At 44.8% G+C, this 22,438-nt stretch carries 16 protein-coding genes; all 16 read right to left on the bottom strand.

The genetic code is table 11. The annotated features are described in order from the left end of the window. Positions 1 to 5: 5 nt before the first annotated feature. The 16 genes from cysC to QLQ17_RS07015 all read right to left on the bottom strand — a co-directional run bounded on the left by cysC (position 6) and on the right by QLQ17_RS07015 (position 22,167). On the bottom strand, positions 6 to 626 hold the full coding sequence (cysC, locus tag QLQ17_RS07090) for an adenylyl-sulfate kinase (RefSeq protein WP_283208845.1): 621 nt from the start codon (positions 624 to 626) through the stop codon (positions 6 to 8). Between the two features lie 43 nt (positions 627 to 669). After that, complete coding sequence (gene wecA / locus QLQ17_RS07085) at positions 670 to 1,740, bottom strand: UDP-N-acetylglucosamine--undecaprenyl-phosphate N-acetylglucosaminephosphotransferase (RefSeq protein WP_283208844.1); 1,071 nt, start codon at positions 1,738 to 1,740, stop codon at positions 670 to 672. Positions 1,741 to 1,883: 143 nt separating this feature from the next. Then, positions 1,884 to 3,059 carry a glycosyltransferase family 4 protein gene (locus tag QLQ17_RS07080; RefSeq protein ID WP_283208843.1) on the bottom strand — a complete coding sequence of 392 codons (1,176 nt, stop codon included), beginning with the start codon at positions 3,057 to 3,059 and terminating at the stop codon, positions 1,884 to 1,886. Next, positions 3,056 to 4,471 (bottom strand): heparinase II/III family protein, encoded by a 1,416-nt coding sequence (locus QLQ17_RS07075; protein ID WP_283208842.1) that lies wholly within the window; start codon positions 4,469 to 4,471, stop codon positions 3,056 to 3,058. The genes QLQ17_RS07080 and QLQ17_RS07075 overlap by 4 nt, the downstream gene beginning before the upstream one ends. Positions 4,472 to 4,719: 248 nt before the next feature. Beyond that, positions 4,720 to 5,814 (bottom strand): non-hydrolyzing UDP-N-acetylglucosamine 2-epimerase, encoded by a 1,095-nt coding sequence (gene wecB, locus QLQ17_RS07070; RefSeq protein WP_283208841.1) that lies wholly within the window; start codon positions 5,812 to 5,814, stop codon positions 4,720 to 4,722. Next, on the bottom strand, positions 5,814 to 7,973 hold the full coding sequence (locus QLQ17_RS07065; protein WP_283208840.1) for a bi-domain-containing oxidoreductase: 2,160 nt from the start codon (positions 7,971 to 7,973) through the stop codon (positions 5,814 to 5,816). The genes wecB and QLQ17_RS07065 overlap by 1 nt, the downstream gene beginning before the upstream one ends. A gap of 136 nt (positions 7,974 to 8,109) precedes the next feature. Then, positions 8,110 to 9,261: a glycosyltransferase family 4 protein gene (locus QLQ17_RS07060; protein WP_283208839.1), complete on the bottom strand. Its 1,152-nt coding sequence runs from the start codon at positions 9,259 to 9,261 to the stop codon at positions 8,110 to 8,112. After that, a complete protein-coding gene (asnB, locus tag QLQ17_RS07055; RefSeq protein ID WP_283208838.1) occupies positions 9,254 to 11,128 on the bottom strand; it encodes an asparagine synthase (glutamine-hydrolyzing) in 1,875 nt (624 codons plus the stop codon). Before asnB ends, QLQ17_RS07060 begins: the two co-directional genes overlap by 8 nt. Before the next feature lie 510 nt (positions 11,129 to 11,638). Continuing rightward, the gene (locus QLQ17_RS07050) at positions 11,639 to 12,520 is read right to left on the bottom strand and encodes a sugar nucleotide-binding protein (RefSeq protein ID WP_283208837.1); all 882 of its coding nucleotides are present in this window, start codon (positions 12,518 to 12,520) and stop codon (positions 11,639 to 11,641) included. Positions 12,521 to 12,532: 12 nt separating this feature from the next. Continuing rightward, positions 12,533 to 13,792 (bottom strand): class I SAM-dependent methyltransferase, encoded by a 1,260-nt coding sequence (locus tag QLQ17_RS07045; RefSeq protein ID WP_283208836.1) that lies wholly within the window; start codon positions 13,790 to 13,792, stop codon positions 12,533 to 12,535. 62 nt (positions 13,793 to 13,854) lie between these two features. Continuing rightward, positions 13,855 to 14,871, bottom strand: coding sequence for a polysaccharide biosynthesis protein (locus QLQ17_RS07040; protein WP_283208835.1), 1,017 nt, complete (start codon positions 14,869 to 14,871; stop codon positions 13,855 to 13,857). A gap of 949 nt (positions 14,872 to 15,820) precedes the next feature. Next, positions 15,821 to 16,978 (bottom strand): glycosyltransferase, encoded by a 1,158-nt coding sequence (locus QLQ17_RS07035; RefSeq protein WP_283208834.1) that lies wholly within the window; start codon positions 16,976 to 16,978, stop codon positions 15,821 to 15,823. Then, the gene (locus QLQ17_RS07030; protein ID WP_283208833.1) at positions 16,979 to 17,512 is read right to left on the bottom strand and encodes a hypothetical protein; all 534 of its coding nucleotides are present in this window, start codon (positions 17,510 to 17,512) and stop codon (positions 16,979 to 16,981) included. 826 nt (positions 17,513 to 18,338) lie between these two features. Continuing rightward, the gene (locus tag QLQ17_RS07025) at positions 18,339 to 19,772 is read right to left on the bottom strand and encodes an asparagine synthetase B family protein (RefSeq protein WP_283208832.1); all 1,434 of its coding nucleotides are present in this window, start codon (positions 19,770 to 19,772) and stop codon (positions 18,339 to 18,341) included. Next, complete coding sequence (locus QLQ17_RS17165; RefSeq protein ID WP_502867356.1) at positions 19,760 to 20,914, bottom strand: glycosyltransferase family 2 protein; 1,155 nt, start codon at positions 20,912 to 20,914, stop codon at positions 19,760 to 19,762. Before QLQ17_RS17165 ends, QLQ17_RS07025 begins: the two co-directional genes overlap by 13 nt. Further along, the gene (locus QLQ17_RS07015) at positions 20,911 to 22,167 is read right to left on the bottom strand and encodes a lipopolysaccharide biosynthesis protein (protein ID WP_283208830.1); all 1,257 of its coding nucleotides are present in this window, start codon (positions 22,165 to 22,167) and stop codon (positions 20,911 to 20,913) included. Before QLQ17_RS07015 ends, QLQ17_RS17165 begins: the two co-directional genes overlap by 4 nt. Between the last annotated feature and the right edge of the window lie 271 nt (positions 22,168 to 22,438).

Below are 22,438 nucleotides of genomic sequence, written 5' to 3'. Positions count from 1 at the left end.
AAAAGTTAGCGTTGAAGCGATTGAGGCGGGGAAAAAATCAGCTGTCGGTCCAGAAGATAACGGATGAGCCGCTCTACGCACTCTTCAACCGACATCGTCGACGTGTCTAGCCGGACCTCTGGCCGCTCTGGCACCTCATACGGGGAATCGATGCCGGTAAAGTGCTTGATCTTGCCCGCACGGGCTTTCTCATAGAGGCCTTTCGGATCGCGGCGCTCACAGGTTTCCAGAGGCGTATCCATAAACACCTCAATGAACTCCCCCGCCGGGAACAGGTTGCGCACCAAACGCCGGTCACTGGTGAACGGCGAGATAAACGCACTGAGCACAATCAAACCGGCATCTGTGAACAGCTTGCTGACCTCACCAATGCGCCGGATGTTCTCAATCCGGTCGTCGTCCGAAAACCCAAGATCCTTGTTCAGGCCATGTCGAACATTATCACCGTCGAGCAAAAACGTGTGATAGCCGCGATCATACAGTGCCACATCCAGCGCGTTGGCAATGGTGGATTTGCCCGAGCCGCTGAGACCGGTAAACCACAATAGGCAGGGGCTTTGATTTTTTGGGGCGGCCCTGTCTGCACGGGTTACTTTCTGGTGGTGCCAAACGATGTTTTCGGTCATTGGGTCAGCTGCCTTGCTCTTATATTACTCATTTAACCGTGAACTATTCCTGGTCCACCACTTCCTGATTCTCCCGAAACAGAACCACTGCCCGCCAGGCGTGCTGAATGGCCCAGTTGTATCCTGCAAACAGGAACATAAAGGAAGCGAACATGAACCATTCCGGAATCACCAGAATCTCGCCAACGATACCCGCCAACGCAAACAGAATGGCGAGCATGGTGATCACGGCCAGCGCCTGGCGGTCCGACAGACCCGCGCGCAAGAAAATATGATGTAAATGATCCCGATCCGGCCGCATTACTGACTGACCTTTTCGGGCCCGCCTGATCATGATGGCCACCATATCCATCAGCGGTATCGCGCATACCCACAAGGCGGTGACGGGCCGAAAAGCGTATTCCCCCGCCTGAGCCCCATTGACCAACAGCCACACCACTGAAAATCCAATAAACATGGAACCCGCATCGCCCATGAAGATCTTACGGCGGAAAGGCGGAATCAACAGGTTGGCGCCCATAAAAGGCAATAAGGCCATCATTATCGAAACTGACAAAGCCAGTTCCGGCACAAAACCATCTGCCATTGCAAACAAGACGGCCAACCCACCAAGGGTCACCAAGCTCAAACTACCCGCAAGCCCGTCGATACCATCGATCATGTTATAGGCGTTGGTTGCACCTATCACCGCCGCAATTGTGACGACTGGCCCCAGCCAAAACAAATCGATAACTCCAAACCCCAGAAGGTTTCCGAAGGTAGTCAGATAGACACCAGAGCCATAAGAAAGCAGCGCGCCCAAAACAACCTGTGCCCAAAGTCGAAACTTGGCCGGAACATCTCTGGCATCATCGATGGCGCCGAGAATGACGAGCATCAACGCACACAATAGATAAATACCAAAACCGGAGGTAAACGGCATCGATATCAACCAAGCCACCAAAAGGCCAGCAAATGCGCTTAACCCGCCAATCAGGGGAATGGCGCCCTTATGGGACTTGCGATGATCTGGCAGATCAACCAAGCGCAATTTGCGTGCGATTGGTTGCAGAATTAGCAGTGTAAAAAGCGCAGCAATAACAGCAATCAATCCAGTAGAACTAACGGTTTCCATATTCATCCATGGCATCGCTGTAGGTGAAGTATCTTGCGCGGGCCCAGTTACTCAGAACGAAAATGAGTCTACTCCTTTGGCCAACGTAATTGTGATTGTTTTCACAGGCTTTAACAAACCCGGAACGACATAAATTTTTATAATTAATCTTTCACTGTCGCAATAACTTCGCCAGCCATTCGTTCAATAATCCTTGACCGGCTGAACTGTTCTATAAAATCACTGCGACGTTCAGTCTTGATCTCAAGTCGATTAAACGCCGCTTCCGCAGCCTCTACATCGCAAGGATGGAACACCGCCGAATTGGACACATGATTCTCAATGAACTCTGCAGAAAACCCGCTCACACCTGCCCACAGGGGCTTTCCGAGCGCTGCGTACTCAAAAATCTTAGAGGGCAGCACTTTTTTGAAAGCATCGTAGTCGTTCAGGTGCAGGAAAAGGATATCCGCATCTTCGTAACGAGTCAGAAGTTCATCCCGATTTATTGGCTCATCGATTACCACATTGGTACAGCCACGCTTATCAATCTCTTCCTTCAGCTGATCCCTTCGTCCTCCAGCCCCAATTAAACGAAATCTGAGACGACCCTCAAAACGCTTGGCCAAGGGAGGAATGATATTGTGAAGCCCTTGCCCCTCTCCCATATTGCCTGCGTACAAAACTTCAAGCTCAGACTTTTCCGGAACCGATGTTTCCGTGGGGGCCGCATCCAGGAACATCTGATCGACACCGTTTGTAAAACCGGACAACTCGATACCAGGGAAATGCTTCTGGAAATACGGCACGAATCCGTCCGACACTAAGTTGACTCTCGTGGCACGGCGAACGGCCCACTTCTCCAATCGGGAAAAAACAGGCAAGGCAAACGTAGTGATCGCGCCCGGCAACACATCTTTGATCGTGTCTACGAAAATGTCGCGAATATCAAGGTAGAATGGAATTTTTTTACGCCAGCTTACATAAGCACCCAGAATCGACATCATCAGACGTGAAGAACTGGCGTAAACAAGGTCATAGTCTTCTTTTGCCGTTAGCCGAAGCACGCTCGTAGCGTATGTGGCAAACGACTTAGACTGATCGACCATACCGCTTTTGTGTGCGGGCAGCGCAATACGGCGAATACGTACCGGACCATTCTGTTCTAGTTCTTCCGCGTCCACAGAAAAAGACGAATAACGATTGGGCAACGTGGTGATGACGTCGATCTGGCTGCCCTCAGGCACCTGACGGGCCAATTCATCAACCAACGCGGTATTTTTGAACGAACCTGCCGACAGATCAGGCCTGAAATAAAAAGAAAGGCATAAAATCTTCAAGAACTCCCCCAATTTAATTTTGAAATCAGTCGGTTGTGCGCGATATCAACAATAATGCACTGATTTTTTTCACTGACCCCAAAACGCGGGTGCCATGTTGACCCGACGACTCGAATGTTCGCAGCACCCTCGAAAGCCAACAATACCGTTCGCCCCTCTCTCAAAGAGAGCGAAACAGCCCCGTCTCCAATATGTTCGGCATGCAGAGATGGATGGCAATAGAAGCGAGCAACTGCCGATTCGAAGCCACCATCCAGCGAGTCTTCTAACGTCAACTGCTGGTCGGTCAGGGTTACCACACGCTTGGTAGCGACTTTCCCAGGCAACCTGCAATAACCGTCATGACAGGCACTGACGAGTAACCCATCACCATTTAACTGGGTAACCACATTGAAAGGCTTGGCGCGCCGCGCAACACGAAACCCACTCCAGACCTCGGAGGAGTTCTCGCCATCAACCTCGACCGTATTGTGCGCGGCTGTACTCCTTTGCCGCAGCCGCTCCTGCCCTGTCCCATATTCTGAAGTACCAGAGTTCACGAAAATTCGCTGACCGAACAGGCTCATTTCAAGGCTCAAGGTGTCTGCATGGGCATGGCCGGGCAGATAATCCGGCCCTACCGGAGCGGCATCGAACAACACGCAAGCAGGGCCTTTTTCCAAACGGAAATAACCGGATTCAGCCAACTCCGTCAGCCCTGTCTGCCGGTTTCTTGTGATGTTAAACCCAAGCCGGGCCGCATAATCAAACAATTCATTGCAATCCGGTGCGATGCCAAAAGCAGCATCGTTAAACAGCGAAATCTCGCCATCTGGGTGACGCATGGCGTCCAGCCAATGGATCATGCCAGGAATGGTATTGCGCAGCTGATGAGCAAAGCCTTTCGTCATGCGGCCATCAACGAACAATCCCTCAAGAGAGTCGGGGAACGCCAACAAAAGATTATGCAGATCCAGCACATCCTCTAGCGCCAATGCATGGTACATCGTACTGCGCTCGAAATGGCCTCCGTCCGAAAGGATTTGCTCCGGCAATTGCGTCTGAATAATGCCCACGCCGCGCTTCAGCCACCGATCCGCTTCCGCACCGGAGAAGAAGCAACCTGCAAATATCAAAGCCTTCGCATTGGCGAACAGGTGATTACCCAGCAAATGAAATTCCAGGCGCTTTTCTAACCAACGTGCCTGAACTGCAAGACTGCCAAAACAGGGCTGGGGCAGTTCGTTTCCCGCTAGTGCCCATTTCACCCAATTCACTATACGCAACGAGGTAGGATAAGGCTCCCATCCTGAGCCCAATGCAGGGCTGTTCTCTTTAACCCAACTTAATAACAGATCTCTGTGCCAGCCAGATCTTTCCTTCCCATTTTTTGCGTTAAGATCATCGAAATAGTGCTGATTGTAGCGCCACAATTTCTCCCTTTGTGGGCCATCCCAACCGATTCCCGATAGATGCCCTTCTTTACCCAGAAACAGGAAATTTTCGGGTGCAGTCAGACTAGGCTCCCGACAGGCAGGTATTACCCAACTTCCAGAAAGCGGTCGAATCGGCGGGGGTAGCGATAAATCAGTACGAGGCTTGTAATACCGGAACCAGAGCCGACCATATAATTGAATGGGTTTGAGGTACCGCAGGGTATGCCAGTAACGGGCAACAGAGCTCAAGGGCAAAGTAGCTGCTCCAAGGTTGCAACAATCCGTTCACCGGTTTTTCCATCCCAGAGAGGCGGGACAGTACCCTGCTTCCAGTCACCTGAAAACAAGCGATCAAGGGCTGGCGACAGAGCAGCCGGATCCGTACCAATCAACTCATTGGTGCCCTGCTCGACCGTTTCCGGCCTTTCGGTATTATTTCTGAGCGTCAGGCAAGGAACTCCCATTACCGTTGTCTCCTCGGTAATACCGCCGGAGTCCGTAATCACGGCCTTCGCATGCTTGACCAGATAATTAAATTGAAGGTATGGCTGAGGCTCAACAAGCAAGAGGTTGTCCGGCAGGTCAATCATATCGCGTAGCGTTTTCGCGGTTCGGGGATGCACTGGAAACACAACCGGGAGGCCGCTGGTACAACGTCCAATCTCCTGCAACATTTCAGCAAAAGCACCCGCAGAATCGACGTTTGCCGGGCGATGCAAGGTTGTTACAAAGTAATTACCGGGCGTCAGATCATGCTTGTCCCAGAACTCAGGTGGACTGAATTTGGGCATATTCGCCAGAAGCGTATCGATCATGGTGTTCCCTACCAGGAATATCCGCTCGTCTTCTATCCCAGACTTCCGGAGGTTACTCCCCGCCCATTCACTGGTGGTAAAAAACCAGTTGGTAATACTGTCCGTGACCATCCGGTTAATTTCTTCCGGCATACTCCAATCACCTGAACGAATCCCTGCTTCGACGTGAGCCACAGGAATGCATAACTTCTGAGCGGTGATGGCGCATGCCATTGTAGAAGTAACATCCCCGACAACCAGGCACAGTGCACTGGGAGATGTAGCGAGCAGTTGTTCATAACGAGTCATTATGCCGGCGGTTTGTTCCGCCTGCGTTCCGCCGCCCACTTCGAGATTTACATCTGGCGCCGGGATACCTAGCTGCTCGAAGAATGCGCCGGACATACTTGCGTCGTAATGCTGTCCAGTGTGAACCAGGCGATACTTCAACTTGCCGCCCGTTTCCGCCTTCCTCTGCAACGCCCTGATGATCGTGGCAATTTTCATAAAATTTGGGCGAGCACCAGCGATAATATCGACCAACATCAATTCTGATTCCTTAAATTCTCTGCAACTTCAATGGTCACTCGCGACACTTCAAAAATTTCGGCTCGAGAGATCGGCGAGGTACCACCATTACCGACCGCTTCTACAAATGCTGCTGCACACGGGCCCTGGCCTTTATCCTGGCGCCACAACCGATTTCCTTTGACGCCGGGCCACCCGAACGCCCTCAACTTGCGGAAATTATCCAGCTGCAATACCCGGCCTGCGCAAAAAACCTCCAGTCGTTCCTTGGGAAACCCCTTGTCGCCGTTGGAGAGATAATGAATTGTCCCTACAGAGCCGTCATCAAACGTCAGGGTGATAGTGGACCTGTCATCCGCAACATCAACGGAAGGATGCCGACCTACTGCAACGCTGAAATACCCGGTGATTGGAGCGCCAACCAGGTGTCTCAATAGGTCAATAAAATGGCATGCCTCCCCAATGATGCGGCCGCCACCCACTTCCCAATCCTGAGTCCAATGGTCCGCCGGGATAGCCCCCGCATTCACCGTCATCACCAGATTCTTTGGCTCAGCTACCTTGTCGAGTAGCGACTTTGCCGCAACCACATGAGGAGCAAAACGTCGATTAAAGCCAATCATCAACAATTGGTCAGGCCGCTTAGAAGCTTCAGCCTCAATTTCTGCCAATTCATCTTGATTAAGGCAAAGTGGCTTTTCACAGAAGATATGCTTTCCTGATCGAAGCCCCTCAAGCACCTGGCGGGCATGGCTGTTATGCCTGGTCGCGATTACAAGGGTATTAACAGAAGCATCTTCCATCAGGGCCTCGCCATCTGTGGAAGCCTGAGCAAACCCATGCTTCTTTCCGTAGTGGACAGAACTCACCCCGCCGCCACTAACCACCGTGTGTAATTCAGCGCCGGCGTCTTTGAAAGCCGGAATAAGAACACGTCCGGCGTAATTGCCGGCGCCGAGGAACCCCACGACGGCCTTTCCAGTCGTAGTAGAGGAGCTCGAGCCGCTGTCCTGAACGGTGCTATCCTCAACCTCACCCAGCGGGACGACCTTTGGCCCGACCCCATCCTGATATGGGTACTCCAACAAGATCCCCATCGAGGGCTTGCCTGAAGACAAAAGGTCATAGGCTTCTTCAGCCTGCTCTAACGTAAACCGATGGCTGATTAATGGATCTACATCGAGAGCACCCGAAGCCATCAAATCCAGGACCGCCTCAAAATTACGTTGTTCTGTCCAGCGCACGTAACCAATCGGATAATCCTGACCACTCTCCTCGTAGGCAGGATCGTAACGGCCCGGCCCGTAGGAGCAACTTACCTGGAAGCTCAATTCCTTTTCATAAAAATCTGCACGAGACAATTCAAGGCCGGTCACGCCTACCAGGACAATACGCCCCCGTTTCCGGCACATATTGGCCGCCTGGCTGACCGGTTCGTTGCTCCTGGTCGATGCTGTAATGATTACCGCATCCACGCCACGACCGCGAGAAAAAGACGCCGCTGCAGACAGTACATCTTCCCCGGCTCCCGGATTAACAACCTCAGCACCAAATCGTTTGGCCATTTCCAGTCTTGCAGGTTCAAGATCGATACCCAACACCCGGCAACCCTGCGCTCGCAGCATCTGCACCGTAAGCAAACCAATCAAGCCGAGTCCCGTAACTACCACACACTCGCCGAGTGTGGGGTTTGCCAACCGGATACCCTGAAGCCCAATAGCAGCCAGAACTGTGAAACTGGCCTGTTCATCCGTAACGCTATCTGGAATTTTCGCACTCAGATTTTTAGGCACACAGACTACTTGCGCATGCCCGCCATTGCTAACAATACGGTCTCCTAGAGCAATACCATCAACACCTGCGCCGACTTCAGCGACCTTACCGACATTGCAGTATCCCAACGCTAAAGGCTGGTCGAGTTTGCTCTGCACTGCATCGATAGTCGTCGCCAGGCCATCAGTGCGAACCTTATCCAGAACCATGCGCACCTTATCTGGTTGCTGGCGCGCTTTATCAACCCAGCTAGCCTTGCCGAAATCAACCAACATTCGCTCGGTTCCCGCGGAAACTAGGGTATGTGAGGTATTAACCACAACATAGCCGCTACGCAATGACGGTGCAGGTACATCGGCCACTGTTGTTTCGCCGGTTTTCAGGCTTTGTAGAATCTGTTTCATGAAAAATTCCTGATCTCTAAACGGCTGGTAACAGCTTTCAAACATAACGAGGCAAAGATGCGGCGAGAAGTGGATCTATTTTCAAGTTAGATTTCTCAGAGTCCGATCATTTAAGTGAATTCAGTTGCAAATTGCTTCAATCAGTTGCCTCTGTATCTTTGCGACCCGTTACTTCAGAGATGATTTCAGATATGTGCTCAACGGCTGGCTCTACGCCATAATTCGAAGCTGCCAGGACTTGAGCGCGAAGGGCGAGACTCATTCGAAACTCACGATTATCGATAACCCGACCTAGGGCGGTTTTAAGTTCGGTAACATCGTGTGGTGTAACAAGCAGACCATTCACGCCGTCCTTGATAACATCGGTGATATTGCCAACCGATGTCACCACCACCGCCAAGCGAGCCGCCATCGCCTCTATCATCGCATTCGGTAAGCCCTCTGACCAAGAGGGCAAAACAAAAATATCAGCCTCACGGAACGCCTGCACCAGATCATCTCCATCGAGCCAGCCAGAAAAGTGAATTACGTTAGTCAAACCCAGCTCTTGAACTCGCTTTCGGGCCAAGGTAGAGACATTTCCTTCGCCGACAAGATTTAGTTCAAACTTGCGACCTGAAGCTAGCTTTTCACATGCGTCAAGTAAATCTAAAACGCCTTTTTCACGATCAAGCCAGCCGACAAATAAAATCCGAGCGACTGCCCCGGCTTTTGGTACAACAGACCGCTCTCCTACTTCCAAAAGTTCACGGGTGGCTGTCCAGTTTCTCACTATCGGCGCATCGCTTGGCGAGCGTCCCAGGGTGCCAGTCACAAAATCGCGCCAGGTCTCGCCTTGACATAAGATTTTCGCTGATCCTGAGAACGCAAAACGGGTGGCTAAACGGCTCATCAAAGAACGCTGGAAGCTGTCAATTAGCCGTCCGCCTCGTGGAAACAACAGTGAAGGCACCCGCCGCAACTTTGCGTACCAAGCCATAGAGCCTTTCTCTATAACACTCGCTCCGACTGAGGTAAAAAGTAAAACGACATCAGGTTTCGTGCGTTCGAATCTGACCAGGAATATCAAAAAGCGCCGTGCTGCGAGCAAAAGGCGAACGGGTAGGGCAGGCGGTGGGTTGCTGAGCTGTGTGCTGTCGATCAATTCAAGGTCGACACGTCGTGGCAAAGTCGAAGTGAGCAGCGCTCTGCAGGCGGTGACATTTCCACCAAAAACATGACGATGAGGTGGAGGAAATGCCCCAACAAATAGTAATTTTGGACGTGAATTTAATGGCTTTTTATTCATCTTTTTCCGCCCATAGTGCAAGTTGCAAAAGTTTCCATAATAAAAAGCCACGCTCTCGTCTTTGGCTGCGATGCTCTTTAAACGCACGCTCTACCGAACTGCGATCGAATCCAAACCTTTGCAGAAATCGTGTATTGAGTATCATGTCACGGGAAAAATCATGTAATGATTCTCTTAGCCAGTGCTCGTAAGGCACTCCAAATCCAGTCTTGGGGCTATCAAGAATAAAATCGGGAACACGTCCTCGCTGGGAGTTTCGCAAAACGATTTTCTTCTCCATTCCACGTGTTTTCCAGCTTGAAGGAATACCAACTGCAAGCTCTGCAATTCGCTCGTCCAATAAAGGCACTCTGGCCTCGACCCCCCCTGCCATGGTGGCACGATCCACTTTGGTTAGAAACTGAGACGGTAATTGTACAGAAATGTCCGTTAACAGCATTTGCTGGACCGGCTCATGTGCTGCAAAGCGCTTGGCGGCATTTCGATAAGCCAGAAAAGGATCCGTGGAAGAGGATAAGGCCGCTCGTCGGCCGTGTTCCAAAAGCGCCTCTGGTGGATCATTCAGTGTTTCCACTGTCAGCAATAGCCCCATTCGAAGAGCTGCGTCGCAATTTCCCGTCGCTTCTGCTATGCGGGCTAGGCGCCGCCCGCTCTCGCCGCCATTGCGGAGCAGGGAGGAGAGCATTTTTGGCCAAAGTCTCCACCAGTGGGTATTGCGGAGGATCGCATACCTTCGGTAGCCGCCGAACATCTCGTCACCGCCATCACCTTGCATCACCACTTTCATATCGTCGCCCAATTGCTGGCAAAGCAAGTAAAGGGGAATGTTTGCCGCGTCCGCAAAAGGCTCGTCGTGGGCCCGCGCCAAGGTCATCAAAGTTTCTGGAAGATTTGCACCCTCGACCCTCATTTCATGATGGTCAAGTCCGAAGTGTTCAGCAACTTGGCGCGCACGCGGCAATTCATTGACCCCCTCCTCAAAATCAAAGCCAACGGAATAACTAGATAGGGGGCGCGACTGCACGTTCATAGCTGATGCGGCTATAGCAGAGGAATCTATACCTCCACTTAAAAAAAGACCAACAGGCACATCGGCCACAAGCTGTCGCTTAACCGATGCATCCAATGCTTCCCTAACCCGAACTGCCGCTTCTTGAGGGGTATCCGCCGTGGGTGTTCTTTCAAGCCAATCCTCGATGCGCCACCAAGGTTCTAATCGTTGCTCTCCATCTTCAATAATCATCCAATGCCCAGGCTGTATTGCCTGTATGCCACGATATAAAGATCGTTCCTCGTAAGCATTCCCGTACCAGAGATACTCAGCGAAGGCTTGCTCATTCAGTGAAGTGTCCACACCACCTGCAGCCAGCAAAGCTTTGATCTCGGAACCAAATGCTAGGCCATGTATAGAATTGGCATAGAACAGTGGTTTAACTCCAAGCCTGTCTCGCATCAAGATAAGCCGCCTACGAATAGGATCCCAGAGAGCAAAAGCGAAAATACCTTCCAGTCGCCTAAGACCTTCTAGTCCCCAAGCGTCGTAAACGTGAAGAATAACTTCCGTATCAGAATGCCCACGGAAAACAAATCCTTTTTGCGAGGACAATTCCCTTTTCAGTTCGAGGAAATTATACACTTCACCGTTAAATGCGATCACAGGGCCACGCGGGCGAAGCACCATTGGCTGGGCACCCGCATCAGACAAATCTTGAATGCTTAATCGTTGATGCCCTAGCCCAATGCCCCGCTCTACATGAATACCTTGAGCATCAGGACCGCGACGACGAAGAGTATCGGTCATCTTCGAAATCACTTCGCGTCCTATTTCAACATTATGGGGCACTAATACCCCGCATAACCCACACATAAGTAACTACTCATTTATTTCATTGGAGTGACGCAAACTTTCGACTAAAAATCTATTATATAAAACACACGTTTATTTTCGTAACTATGTAAATATAGAAACTACACATTATTTGACTGACTAAATACAAACGCTACTGCCGGACCTTAAGTTTTATAGCCTATCAAATGATCTAGCTTTATACTTAAAAATTACTGCAGAGCCAGGATTTCCTTCATCGCTTCTAATGGCCCAATTGCTAAAGATATAGAAGGAATGTGGGCACTAAGACAGCACAAACCGAAGATATGGCAACAAGCTACTACTTTCTAAACCCACTGCCTCACCGGACCTGACTTCTTCACGGTTCCAGAACGACATTAGAGTGAGATATTTACTTTGTTTGCATGGAAACTACTGCGAAGAAAGCGACATATCTATCGTGGCGACGAATTCTAGGCTATTTAGAACTAGATTATCACCGTCGAATTTCTTGCTTATTTATACTCACACAAATGATTGATAATTAATTCAATAGAGCCACCGAACTCTTATATCATCACATAGTTCAGCCAATAAATCTTCTCGCGAAGGAATGCTTTCCTCACCGAACAAACTAAAAAACCGGCTACAATTTAGGGTGCGGTCAACCATCGGTCTTTCAACAGGACGGACCTCGCAATTAAACTCTAGCCTTTCAGACAAAGATGCTAAAAGCCAAAATTTATTCCATCTCTGTCCGCCAATGTGAATAACACCCTCTGGCAGTATCGGCAAAAGAAGAATTAAGGACAAAAAATAAGCATATCTCCTAACACTTAAACCGCTTGAATAATAATTGACAAATCCACCCACAGATTGTTTATTTTTTACGCTCTCAAGAAACCATGGAATCAATCCATTTTGCCCCCTCGATAACGGGAGGCCAATAAACGTACCCCTTATAGTCAGACACTTTGATCGATAAAGCTCACCGATTGCCTTACTGTGACCGTAATCATCCGTTGCATCCGTTATATCACACTCCGAATACCTTCCTTTCGAACCGGAAAAAACACCATCAGTACTAATATGCACTACGGATACACCAACTGACGCAGCTGCTTCCGCTAGACGATGAGGGAATGAGCCATTGACCTTAAATAACTTATCCTTAGATACCGTTGATAGACTTGTGTTCTTAATTGCAACACAGTTCAGGACTACATCCGGCTCACTGATTCGTAAAAGATCATTTAAAGACTTTGGCTTCTCAGCATTGAAGGCAAGCGGGATGACTATTTCTCCGCTATTCGCATAAATCTTACTACGATCATTACCGGAAGGTAACAGAACCACAGCTCTACCTTTAAGCGCTTCACGAACATACGTCCCAAGAAACCCGCCACCGCCTAAAATAAGCACTCGCTTCATGAAAGAAATACCTTAGCGTTTTAAAACTTCGATCTCTGGCAACGGGATTAAAAATACACCATCATTCTCTAAATAATATTGGCTCTTAGAAACTATTTCATCCCTATAATTCCAAGCAGTAATTAAGCAGTCATCGGTTGGCTCATCCTTAAGAACTTGAGGCGAAACAATTGGAATTCCTACACCAGGGACATAGCGCCCTTGCCGAAAGGGTGATTCATCGACAATATATTTAACAACACCTGAATCAAATCCGCAATAATTAAGAAGTATAGTAGAACGACCCGCCGCGCCGAACGCAGACAAACTTCTTCCATCACCTACCCGCTTTAAAATAAATTCTTTTAGTTCAGAGCAATAGTTCTTTACATCAACACCGAATCGTTCATATCTTCCTAAGTCCGTTATACCCTCTTCCACTTCTCTACGGAGAGCTTCACACAGTCTGTCAGACTTTATTCTTGAACCAGATAATTCTCTCTCCGCGAAAACTCTAATAGTACCGCCATGCATCGGAAGAAACTCTACATCAAACATTGAAAATCCATGGCGCTTATAAAGAACGTCAAGTGAGTGCAAAGAGTAGTAACACAAATGTTCATGATAGACTGTGTCAAACTGAAATCCCTTCAATAGTTCACCGACATAGTGGACTTCAACCGAAAGAACTCCATCGGAGGCAAGGAGAATTTCAACACCATTCATCACTTCGTCAAGGTCGTCGATATGAGCAAAAACGTTACTTGACGTAATAATATTTGCTGGCCCCGAGCTAGAGAGAATATCTTTTGCAATACGTGAACCAAAGTATCCATTTATTATTGGTATTCCTCGCTCCTCAGCTAACGCAACAACATTTGGGGCAGCGTCAACTCCCTGAACACGAACACCCATATCCTGAAGCGGCTTCAAAAGCACTCCATCATTACAACCAAATTCTACTATAAGCCGCTCCGAATTCAGGTCGAACCTTTCGAACAGAGTGTTAGCAAAGTCAAAAAAGTGATTTTGAAGCGTGTTTGTAACCGACGAAAGATAGCGATAGTCAGAGAACAGAACTTCCGGAGACACAACATTCGGAATTTGAACTAAGCTACAGTTTTCACAAAACGCAAGATCCATCGGATATCTTGATACAGTTTCCAAATGCTCCTTTGTCACAAAGTTCCCAGCGAGCGGCATAAGCCCAAAATCAATAAACGACGTCAAAGAAGCAGAATGGCAACCCCGGCAACTATTTCGCCTATTGTACTTACCTATCTTTTCATTCATTTGTATTTTTCCCTATCCATCCGGCGCTATTTCAGGTGGCGTAAGTATATTAAAATTAAAACCTAGGGCTTGAGATCGATGATTTGGGGGAGCGAAAGCAAAAGCTTTTTAAGTTCTTTCTTGTTTAGACGATCCGTAGATTCGGATGTATAGTCTTCTAATTGAGATTCCGACGGCTCGCCCTCACTTATATATTTGTCGTAATCAAGGCCTCTATCATCCATTAAACAACGCAGGTAGTCACCCATATCCACCGAGTCAAGAATTTCTTCTCGAGTTGCTAAAGTCTCATGAAGTTTCTCTCCGTGCCGCATCCCCAGAACCTTTACCGGCACTTCAATACCCATAATGTCTTGCAAAACTTCTGCGATATCACCGACGGTGGCAGCTGGAGCCTTTTTAATGAAAATATCGCCCTGGCTGCCATTCTCAAACGCAAAAAGCACAAGTCCGATCGCATCGGAAAGCGGTAAAAGAAATCGCGTCATTTCAGGATCAGTGATGGTAATCGGGCCGCCTTTCTTTATTTGTTCAATGAACAAAGGTATGACAGAGCCGCGCGAATACATGACATTACCGTACCGTACGCAACATATAGTGGTCGAATCATTGTAACATCGTTTCGCTGTAGCACGAGCTACCTTTTCCATTAGGGCTTTCGTCATACCCATCGTATTCAGTGGATAGACAGCCTTATCAGTGCTTAAGCAAATCACTTTTTCAACCGATTTAGAAATAGCACTTTCGATAACATTATTGCTCCCATCAACGTTAGTCAGAACTGCCTCCATAGGAAAGAATTCACACGAAGGTACTTGCTTCAACGCAGCTGCATGGAAGACTAAATCAACTCCACTCATTACCTGGTCAACCACCGGTCTGTTACGTACATCACCAAGCCAGAATTTAACCCTAGAATCTTTAATCTTGGATCTCATTTCGCTTTGTTTTAACTCATCCCTACTGAAAATTCGAACTTCCTTAACTGGCTCAAGTAAGAGCCTATTTAGGACCTCATGACCAAAAGAACCTGTTCCCCCTGTTATTAAAACAGTTTTGTCGGAAAATAAACTTCGCATATATAAGACCCTTTCTAGTAGAATTTAATAAGATATTATAGCCAATGGCCATACGAATAAAAGGCTAAGATACCGAAAAAGTTTGACAACGCGTCGCCAATTCTTGCTAACGATGGACACCACCGATTTCGCAGACAAATAGGGTTCTCAGATCGTTTTTTTGGCCCGATCTCCGGTTATAACTAAAAGTGAAATTTCGTATATAGATTATATATTTACAGTAAGAGACCATGAAATTGGCCGAGAAACCAGGCAATCCTGTCAACGCACCTGAGCGTCGGCAGACTGAACTGAACGACGTTGTTGTTTCCAGCGTTATCCAATGGTGATTCAGGAAATCTCATTAACACCTATATCAAAGAACACAAAACGTTATAAAGAAAAAAGATCTACCAAGCCAGCATTTGCACAGATAATTAAAAATACATTATTCAAGCAACGTCAAGAATCTTATTACCCAAAGGCCAACGGTAAGCAATTAAACCAACCATTTAAGAGCTCGATTAAGCGATAAAGCACGCAACCAATAAATAGCGCGACTGGGAAACAATTATTAAAAATAATCAAAAATCGGTTTAATGCATATATAAACTTCGGGTTAGAATAAATTTTTATTTAGTTCGACAGACAAATTTTTGTATTCGAACTGAAGTTTTATGCCGGAAAACATTTGATATCGCTTTATTTACGAAATGTCAAATTTATTAACCCAAATACCGATATTAACTTATTTAAAAAATTTTAAGTCTGTAAAAATACATTCACCTAACCTAAACTTAAAACAACCAAACTTTAAAAACAGCAAATCATCTTGGATATTTTGTTTCGATCAAAAAGTGACCTCTTTGCTCATTTCATGAACACAGATCGTCAGCGGAGAACCTCAACCTAAAATAAAAAGACAAAAACACTTTTCTTGTGATAACGTAGAGAACGAATTTGATATGAACTAATTCGCTCTCTGAAACAGATCCAACATCAGACAAGTGCGCTTTTCCAAGTTAAACTCTTTAAATCTTTCCGCAGAACGATTTTTATAAACCTGAATCTGTGCTTTATTTAGACTCGCAAATTTTAAAAGTGCCGACTTAATTGAATCCACATCATGAGGATCGAAAAAAATTACGCCACCGCCTTCAGCTATTTCCGGTAGAGCGTCAACATCACTTAAAATGACCGGCAACGAATGTCCAAAAGCTTCCAGAACAGTTCTCCCAAAGGCCTCAGTAAGCGAAGGATGTACCAACGCTTCAGCAACCGCGTAATAGAGATGCACATTAGAGACGCGACCAGTGAAAATGATGTCACCATGAGATCCCTCTAATACCCTAGAACTACCCCATGTATCATTTTTACTCACCACACTATCATCAACTCCGCCAACCAGTATCAGGCCATAATCGCTCCCAAGACGGACTTCTTGGAACTTCCTAAAAGCATTTATTAGGTTCAAAACATTTTTATAACGCGTGAGCCTACCACAATACATAAAATACTTTTTTGTTTCGTCGAGTCCCAGGAGCTGAATTAAATCATTACGACCCGAACAAGTTTCCGGTACATTAACAGAATTGTAAACAATGGAAATACTGGTCCGGTATATACCGATATAGTCTAGAAATTTATTCGCCGCGAAATTAGAAATAGCATAAACGACTAATCTATCGCGAGAGATATGCCATCGCACGAGAATTTTGTAAATTAAATGACTAAATTTATTTTCGTATTTCTTACGGTAAACCATCCTAATTCCGAAAAGAATTTTGCGCTTCATAACAAAATTGCACATTAATAAATAGATCGACGGCATTAATAATGAGCATTCCACGTAGTCCTGAGATGAAAGATATCGAATAATACGTAACAAAACCAGAGGAAATAATATTAAGCGTAGCGATCTACTAACGCCAGCGAACCGTACTTCAACCCCAGCACTCATTAACGCGCTTATATATGAGTCATCAACTTCAAAGTCTCGACTATATATACTGATCAAAACAACAGAATGTCCTTTATCGACGAGACTGACTGCAAGCTCATGAATTGATTTCTCGGCTCCGCCTGGATGCGATATGCGATTTGTGACAAATGCAAAACGTTTTCCCATTTACAGCCTCAATATCAAAATAGAAATATTTAAAAGTGTGATCGAAGCGAACCAAGCTATCAAAAAACAATTAAGAACATTTTTAGTTAACCCGTGATGAGCTTTAAAAATTTTTAGCCCAAAAATCGCCAAGCAAATAAGAGCTAAATAGAACGGCATGAAATGCCGATCCTCCATTGACGTGAATATTACAGAAAACGTTCCCGCGAATAGGAAAATTCGAGAAATTCTGATAACAGATTTAGAAGCAACATCGGAAAAGAAGGAAAGTGGATGAAAAAAAGCAATCAGTGCAAAAGGAAAAAACGTGATTTTAAAGAAACTATTTAGAAATATGCTTAAATCGTATTCGTTGGTTGGAAAACTGTATAAGAAAGTAGCGGAGACTGGCTGAACAATCAGCATTGCCAAACCTGTAAAAGCTCTGATATAGAAAGGCTGAGTTAACACATATTTAATGCCGAGAGAATCCGAGTCGGATTCGGCTAATGAAAAAGCCAAATACTTACTATTTGCCAGTTCAACCAGGGACATATAAACCATCACTTGTTCTCGATACAGTATTAAGATAGCGCATCCGAAAACGAAGCTGATAAATATAACTGGAGTCCATCCGAAGCGGTCTACGCTTAACAAGCAGAATGGCGCTAGTACTAATAGGATGTACAAAGGAATCGCTTCTAGACGAATATGCCACATTAGTAAGAGGCCAAGAGCAGCCAAGGCTAAATATAAAGTGATATTTCTGTTTATTAGAAAGTTGATACTTGCAACGAACAGCACGGAGGTAACAAAAAGAGCAAAAGAATCGCGCAGTACCGCTAACCAAGTAAGATTTATGCAAAACGCTAAGAAAACAGATATCAGGACCAAATGAATAAAGTTTTGGCTGTATCCAAGGCTCTTAAGTAATACGAGTACTATTATAACTGATAATTGGCTTATAATGAAATTCGAAAAATTTAAGACATATTCGATTGGTGTCGAAATTAATTCAGATAATGAGCTCCAAAGCTTGAAGTATACTAAAGGAAGTTTATTATCACGTGGCGTATAAATTAGTTCTGACAGCGAGTTATAGAGGACAGTTGGAATGTAATATCTTGTAGAATCCTTCGTGGCTTGAAAGACGTCTAGATTGATATATGTCGACGCTCCAACTAAGAATGTCAGTAGTTTGAATAAGCAATAATATAAAAAAATATAGACTAAAATATCCTTTCGAAACCCGAAAAGCGCTGCAACTGCTATTTGAGCGATTAATTCGAAAGGTAGAAATAAATAAACTGTGTGACCGTACAGCGATCCCATTGCCAATGTTGATATAAGGCCAAAAAAACCGATGCAGACGATGTGGTACTTATACGCGCTGTGCATATTTATTCCGGTTCAACCACAGCGCTAAAAAATAGATCTCAGATATAAATTCCTTGTCGTTAGACATCTTTCTTATATAAGAAGAAGAAAAGCTCTCACATTCAAATATTTCCCCTAACATCTCCTCAGAATAAAAGTCAGAAGGCTTAAAACCAGCGGGCATCTTACCCATTTGGTCTGAGTCAAGGCCTAGTTTTTGTTTAAGATACGTTCTCAAACAGAGTTTATTTCTATAATTCGAAAGATCGTATAATTCATTAGGCGCTAATCCATTCATATAGTTAACTAAATATTTGTCGACCCAAGGGAAGCTTGCCTCTGCGTTATACACGCTCGCCGCGTTAATACTTTTGAAAGAGAAAACAAGAGTATCAATAACTAGACCTCTGATATTCGCTCGATTTTCGATATAGCCTCTGACACCTCCTTGATTAAACAAACCGTTTACATCGTAAAATGTATTTTCTGCTTGTGGAAAAAGCTTTATTGCATCAGCGTAGGTAAGCCCAGGGAATCCCATACACTCCGTCGGCGAAGACACATACTTTTTATATTTAGTCGGCAGAATTCTTCTAAGTAAAGGAAGCCTATACAGGGGGAGATACTTTGTGAATAGATAACGTTGAATTTCACGTCTAGATGGAATATGGCCCATGTAAAAGTCGTTTCCCATCCCATCGAAGATAGTTTTTTCAGTCAATCCAACGTTGCTGTGAAACACCGCCATCAAGGGCAACATATCAAAGGTAAAGAATGGCACATTTTGATAGAATTCTTCAAAAGTCGATCGATAAGTCTTAAAGTTGAGACGACTATTTTGTGAGAGAGATATAGTATGATGCTTGAAACCTAGTTTATAAGCGATCTTTTTTGAAATAGCGCTTTCATCGTTTTGTGCAGATTTAAAGCTTAGGAATTCGACGTCATTTTGATATCCGTTTTCTGCTAACGCTATGGCAATGCAGTTGCTATCTTTCCCAGCGCTATGTAGCAGAACACCACTACTTTTATTGAATTGATTCCTTACCGAATTTGACATCAATTCGCCGAAGGTTCTTGAATCAAATTTCTGTTCCCCGAAGGACAAGAACTCCTTAACTAGGCAAGTTTCTCTAATCGTCTTAACCGAAATAACGTTTCCAAGAAACCCTACTTGGATTCCATAGCTAAAAGGCAATATGTACACGTCTTTGTATATTGTTTGAGGTGGAATCGCTACCGAATTCTGAATAATACTCGATAATCCAAAAGTATTTATATCAAAATTATTTACAATAGCGATTATTTCATCGAAATTCGATGCAATATAAACCTTGCAACCCGAATTATCAATGTAAACAAACTTAAATAAACCATATTCATAATTGCATATCTTTTTAGGTTGTTCACTAAGTTCAGAGAAAGCTACGACTTCCATATCCACCCCAGTTTGGAGACACGTCTAGCACATGCGGAGGTCGTCGGAACAGAAAAAACTTCTACAATAAAGTTTGGAAAAATAATTCTCTGTAATCTGTTTTTAATTTTTTTAAAAACAATGTTTAATTTTAAATAAATTGCTTTGAAATAAATCGGTCGAACTTGGCTTCGGTTACCTAATTGCTTTACATGATCAGTAACGGCTGCCTCTAATCCCCGATATTTAGCAAGAATCAAAGCATAAAGAGGAACAGGATCAAAAACACTTGCTGAATAACCTAAACTGTTTAGACATTTTAATGCAGTTTCCGCCCAGATGGTCTCTCCCACCCAAAGAAAGGGTATCCTTTGGTCCCATTCATAGCCTTGCCTGCCACGAAAATGTGGTGCGTTTGATAGATCTCTTAAATGCGCTCCTGAAACATGGTGGGTTTGCTCTGCGGCGAAACCGTGCCCAGGAATCGTATAAGGTTGCTGAGTAACGAGAATTTTTTCGGCTACCAAACTGATTGCAATAGCGGAATCGATATCTGGAGATATGCCTGAAAAGTAAGAACCCCGTATTGCCTTTATCTCTTCAAGTATCGAACGTTTTACCAAGCCATGATAAAGCTTCCCAAAATCAAAGTCTAAATATCCACAGCACCCGTTCGTCAGAAATTTCTCAATTTCGCTTTTGGTACTGGTAACTACGTAGTCACTGGTCATTTGTCGACATAGGAATGATCCTCCCAGGCTCTTTTTTAGAAACAATGATCTACTGGTAGAGTCTGGCCACAAGTAATGGACTCTCGGTCTTATATTCACTGAGCATATGTTATTTTTCTGACAGTAATCCACCAAGTCAATTATCTGCGGGGTAAATGAATCATCATCTCCAATCGCACATATGTATTGGCCTTTGCAGTTCGCCACGCCATTTTCAAAGTTATGCGTTATATTTTTCGGACTTGTATTATGATAATAACTTATTTCATTATCAGGGAAGTCATTAAGATACCTTAATATTTCGGAATTATCCTCCGAAGAGTCCTGAATCACAAGCTCGACTCCTTGTATTGACAACTCGCAGAAATACTCAATTAAAGATAGCAGGTATCTATAACGATTATGTGTTGGCACAAGAATCGACAACTTCATGTATTGGCCTCACTAATTAGCTTTCTTACTTCGCGAACATTTAAAAGGAAAAGGCTCACAATGAGTACTATACTCACGGTCAAATTTGTTAATTCGTTCGTCTCTTCAATGGCCATATTCAATCCAAATAATAAAAATACAATTATACTTCGCATCCCCATTATTAATAAACGCTGACCCGAAATCAAATAAAGATAACAATACTGCAAAAAAGATACAGACAACCAGGCCAGGGAAACAACATAGGGCCCAATTTGATGATAATTGAATGAGATTATCAAAATATATACCGCTAGATTAACGCATGATATTTTAATATTTTTAACATTTAACATTTTTGATAGATTGAGATAATAGTAAGGTGCCGACAGGCTCTGGAAAATTGCCCCGGATAAGAGGATTAACGAAACTTCTAAATAAGAACGCTCTATTTCGACTGTCGGCAGCCATAGATCATATATTAGTTTTAAATTAAACCCTAAAGCAATATATAATGTTAAAAATAGTGCGTAATGGACTTTTGTCGAGTTTTTGAAGTAGTTAAAAAATTCTTCTTTTTTAAGTCTTGTATAAAGGTCGTTGTAGCTTGGAAAAAGTACGTTTATTATTGGTTTGTTTAATAAAGAAGGAATTACAGCAGCCATTGCGCACAATGTGTATACAGAATATTCGGCATCCGTTAAATAATTCAGCAGTATAAATTTATCTGTTTGCAGGAATGCGAAAGATAGAAACCCAGCAGCCGAACTGTACAAAGCGTATTTCACAACGATTTTTGGATTGAAAGGCAGGACAAGCTTTTCTCGGACTTTGACTAAGAAATCTCTATCTCGGATCAGAAGCATGACCAAAGACGCAATTAAAGATATATTAATTACCAAAAAGTAATAAAGTATGCCCAGATCAAGGTAAACAAAGCATAATATAACACCGGATATCCTCACAACCGAGATACAAGAAGCAGATGTGAAAACTAAATTAAACTTCTTTCGCGCTTGGACTTCGGCAAGGATAAGCGCGTTTAACGCGGTAAGAACGAAGCCAAAACAATACATTATCAAGATAAGGCCTTTCAGTTCTGTATTATCTGTTATTTTCTGAGCGAAAAGGAAAAAGGCCGTTGCCCCTAATACGTAGATACATAGTGATATGTTAAGTATCCGCCTAAAAAATGCGGGCTTTTGCGTGCTGGGTATTTCGTTTCCAGATATAAATCTTGTGGCTAAGGGCGCGAATCCGATATCTAGCAACATGAACGCCGACAAAAATACGTTGAACAGAGCTACTAAATAGTAGGAGTCTATTGAAACTGAAGACACAACAATTGGTGTTATGAAATATAGCGTTCCAGTATTTAATATTTGCGAGACAAAGCTTAATAGGTAAGTTTTTTTCACTTCAACCCGTGATTTTGTTGGTTTTTTGATTTGTTGATTTTAAAAATAACGCCGACGATAACATTCGTTTTGCCATCATTCATGCTTTCCGAACAAACTCAAAATTTTTCCATATTCTGAGGCATCG

Source organism: Marinobacter sp. CHS3-4 (assembly GCF_030053415.1).
Lineage (GTDB): Bacteria > Pseudomonadota > Gammaproteobacteria > Pseudomonadales > Oleiphilaceae > Marinobacter.
The sequence above is the reverse complement of the archived record's forward strand: the minus strand, read 5'-3'. Positions and strand labels throughout refer to the sequence as shown.

What these genes read in the sequence shown, in the direction of transcription:
- QLQ17_RS07040 (WP_283208835.1), bottom strand. Translation starts at nt 14,871, where the DNA reads ATGCGAAGTTTATTTTCCGACAAAACTGTTTTAATAACAGGGGGAACA.
- QLQ17_RS07060 (WP_283208839.1), bottom strand. Translation starts at nt 9,261, where the DNA reads ATGAATAAAAAGCCATTAAATTCACGTCCAAAATTACTATTTGTTGGG.
- asnB (WP_283208838.1), bottom strand. Translation starts at nt 11,128, where the DNA reads ATGTGTGGGTTATGCGGGGTATTAGTGCCCCATAATGTTGAAATAGGA.
- QLQ17_RS07025 (WP_283208832.1), bottom strand. Translation starts at nt 19,772, where the DNA reads ATGGAAGTCGTAGCTTTCTCTGAACTTAGTGAACAACCTAAAAAGATA.
- QLQ17_RS07045 (WP_283208836.1), bottom strand. Translation starts at nt 13,792, where the DNA reads ATGAATGAAAAGATAGGTAAGTACAATAGGCGAAATAGTTGCCGGGGT.
- QLQ17_RS07015 (WP_283208830.1), bottom strand. Translation starts at nt 22,167, where the DNA reads ATGTTGCTAGATATCGGATTCGCGCCCTTAGCCACAAGATTTATATCT.
- QLQ17_RS07035 (WP_283208834.1), bottom strand. Translation starts at nt 16,978, where the DNA reads ATGGGAAAACGTTTTGCATTTGTCACAAATCGCATATCGCATCCAGGC.
- cysC (WP_283208845.1), bottom strand. Translation starts at nt 626, where the DNA reads ATGACCGAAAACATCGTTTGGCACCACCAGAAAGTAACCCGTGCAGAC.
- QLQ17_RS07065 (WP_283208840.1), bottom strand. Translation starts at nt 7,973, where the DNA reads ATGAAACAGATTCTACAAAGCCTGAAAACCGGCGAAACAACAGTGGCC.
- wecA (WP_283208844.1), bottom strand. Translation starts at nt 1,740, where the DNA reads ATGGAAACCGTTAGTTCTACTGGATTGATTGCTGTTATTGCTGCGCTT.
- QLQ17_RS07030 (WP_283208833.1), bottom strand. Translation starts at nt 17,512, where the DNA reads ATGTCCCTGGTTGAACTGGCAAATAGTAAGTATTTGGCTTTTTCATTA.
- QLQ17_RS17165 (WP_502867356.1), bottom strand. Translation starts at nt 20,914, where the DNA reads ATGAAGTTGTCGATTCTTGTGCCAACACATAATCGTTATAGATACCTG.
- QLQ17_RS07050 (WP_283208837.1), bottom strand. Translation starts at nt 12,520, where the DNA reads ATGAAGCGAGTGCTTATTTTAGGCGGTGGCGGGTTTCTTGGGACGTAT.
- wecB (WP_283208841.1), bottom strand. Translation starts at nt 5,814, where the DNA reads ATGTTGGTCGATATTATCGCTGGTGCTCGCCCAAATTTTATGAAAATT.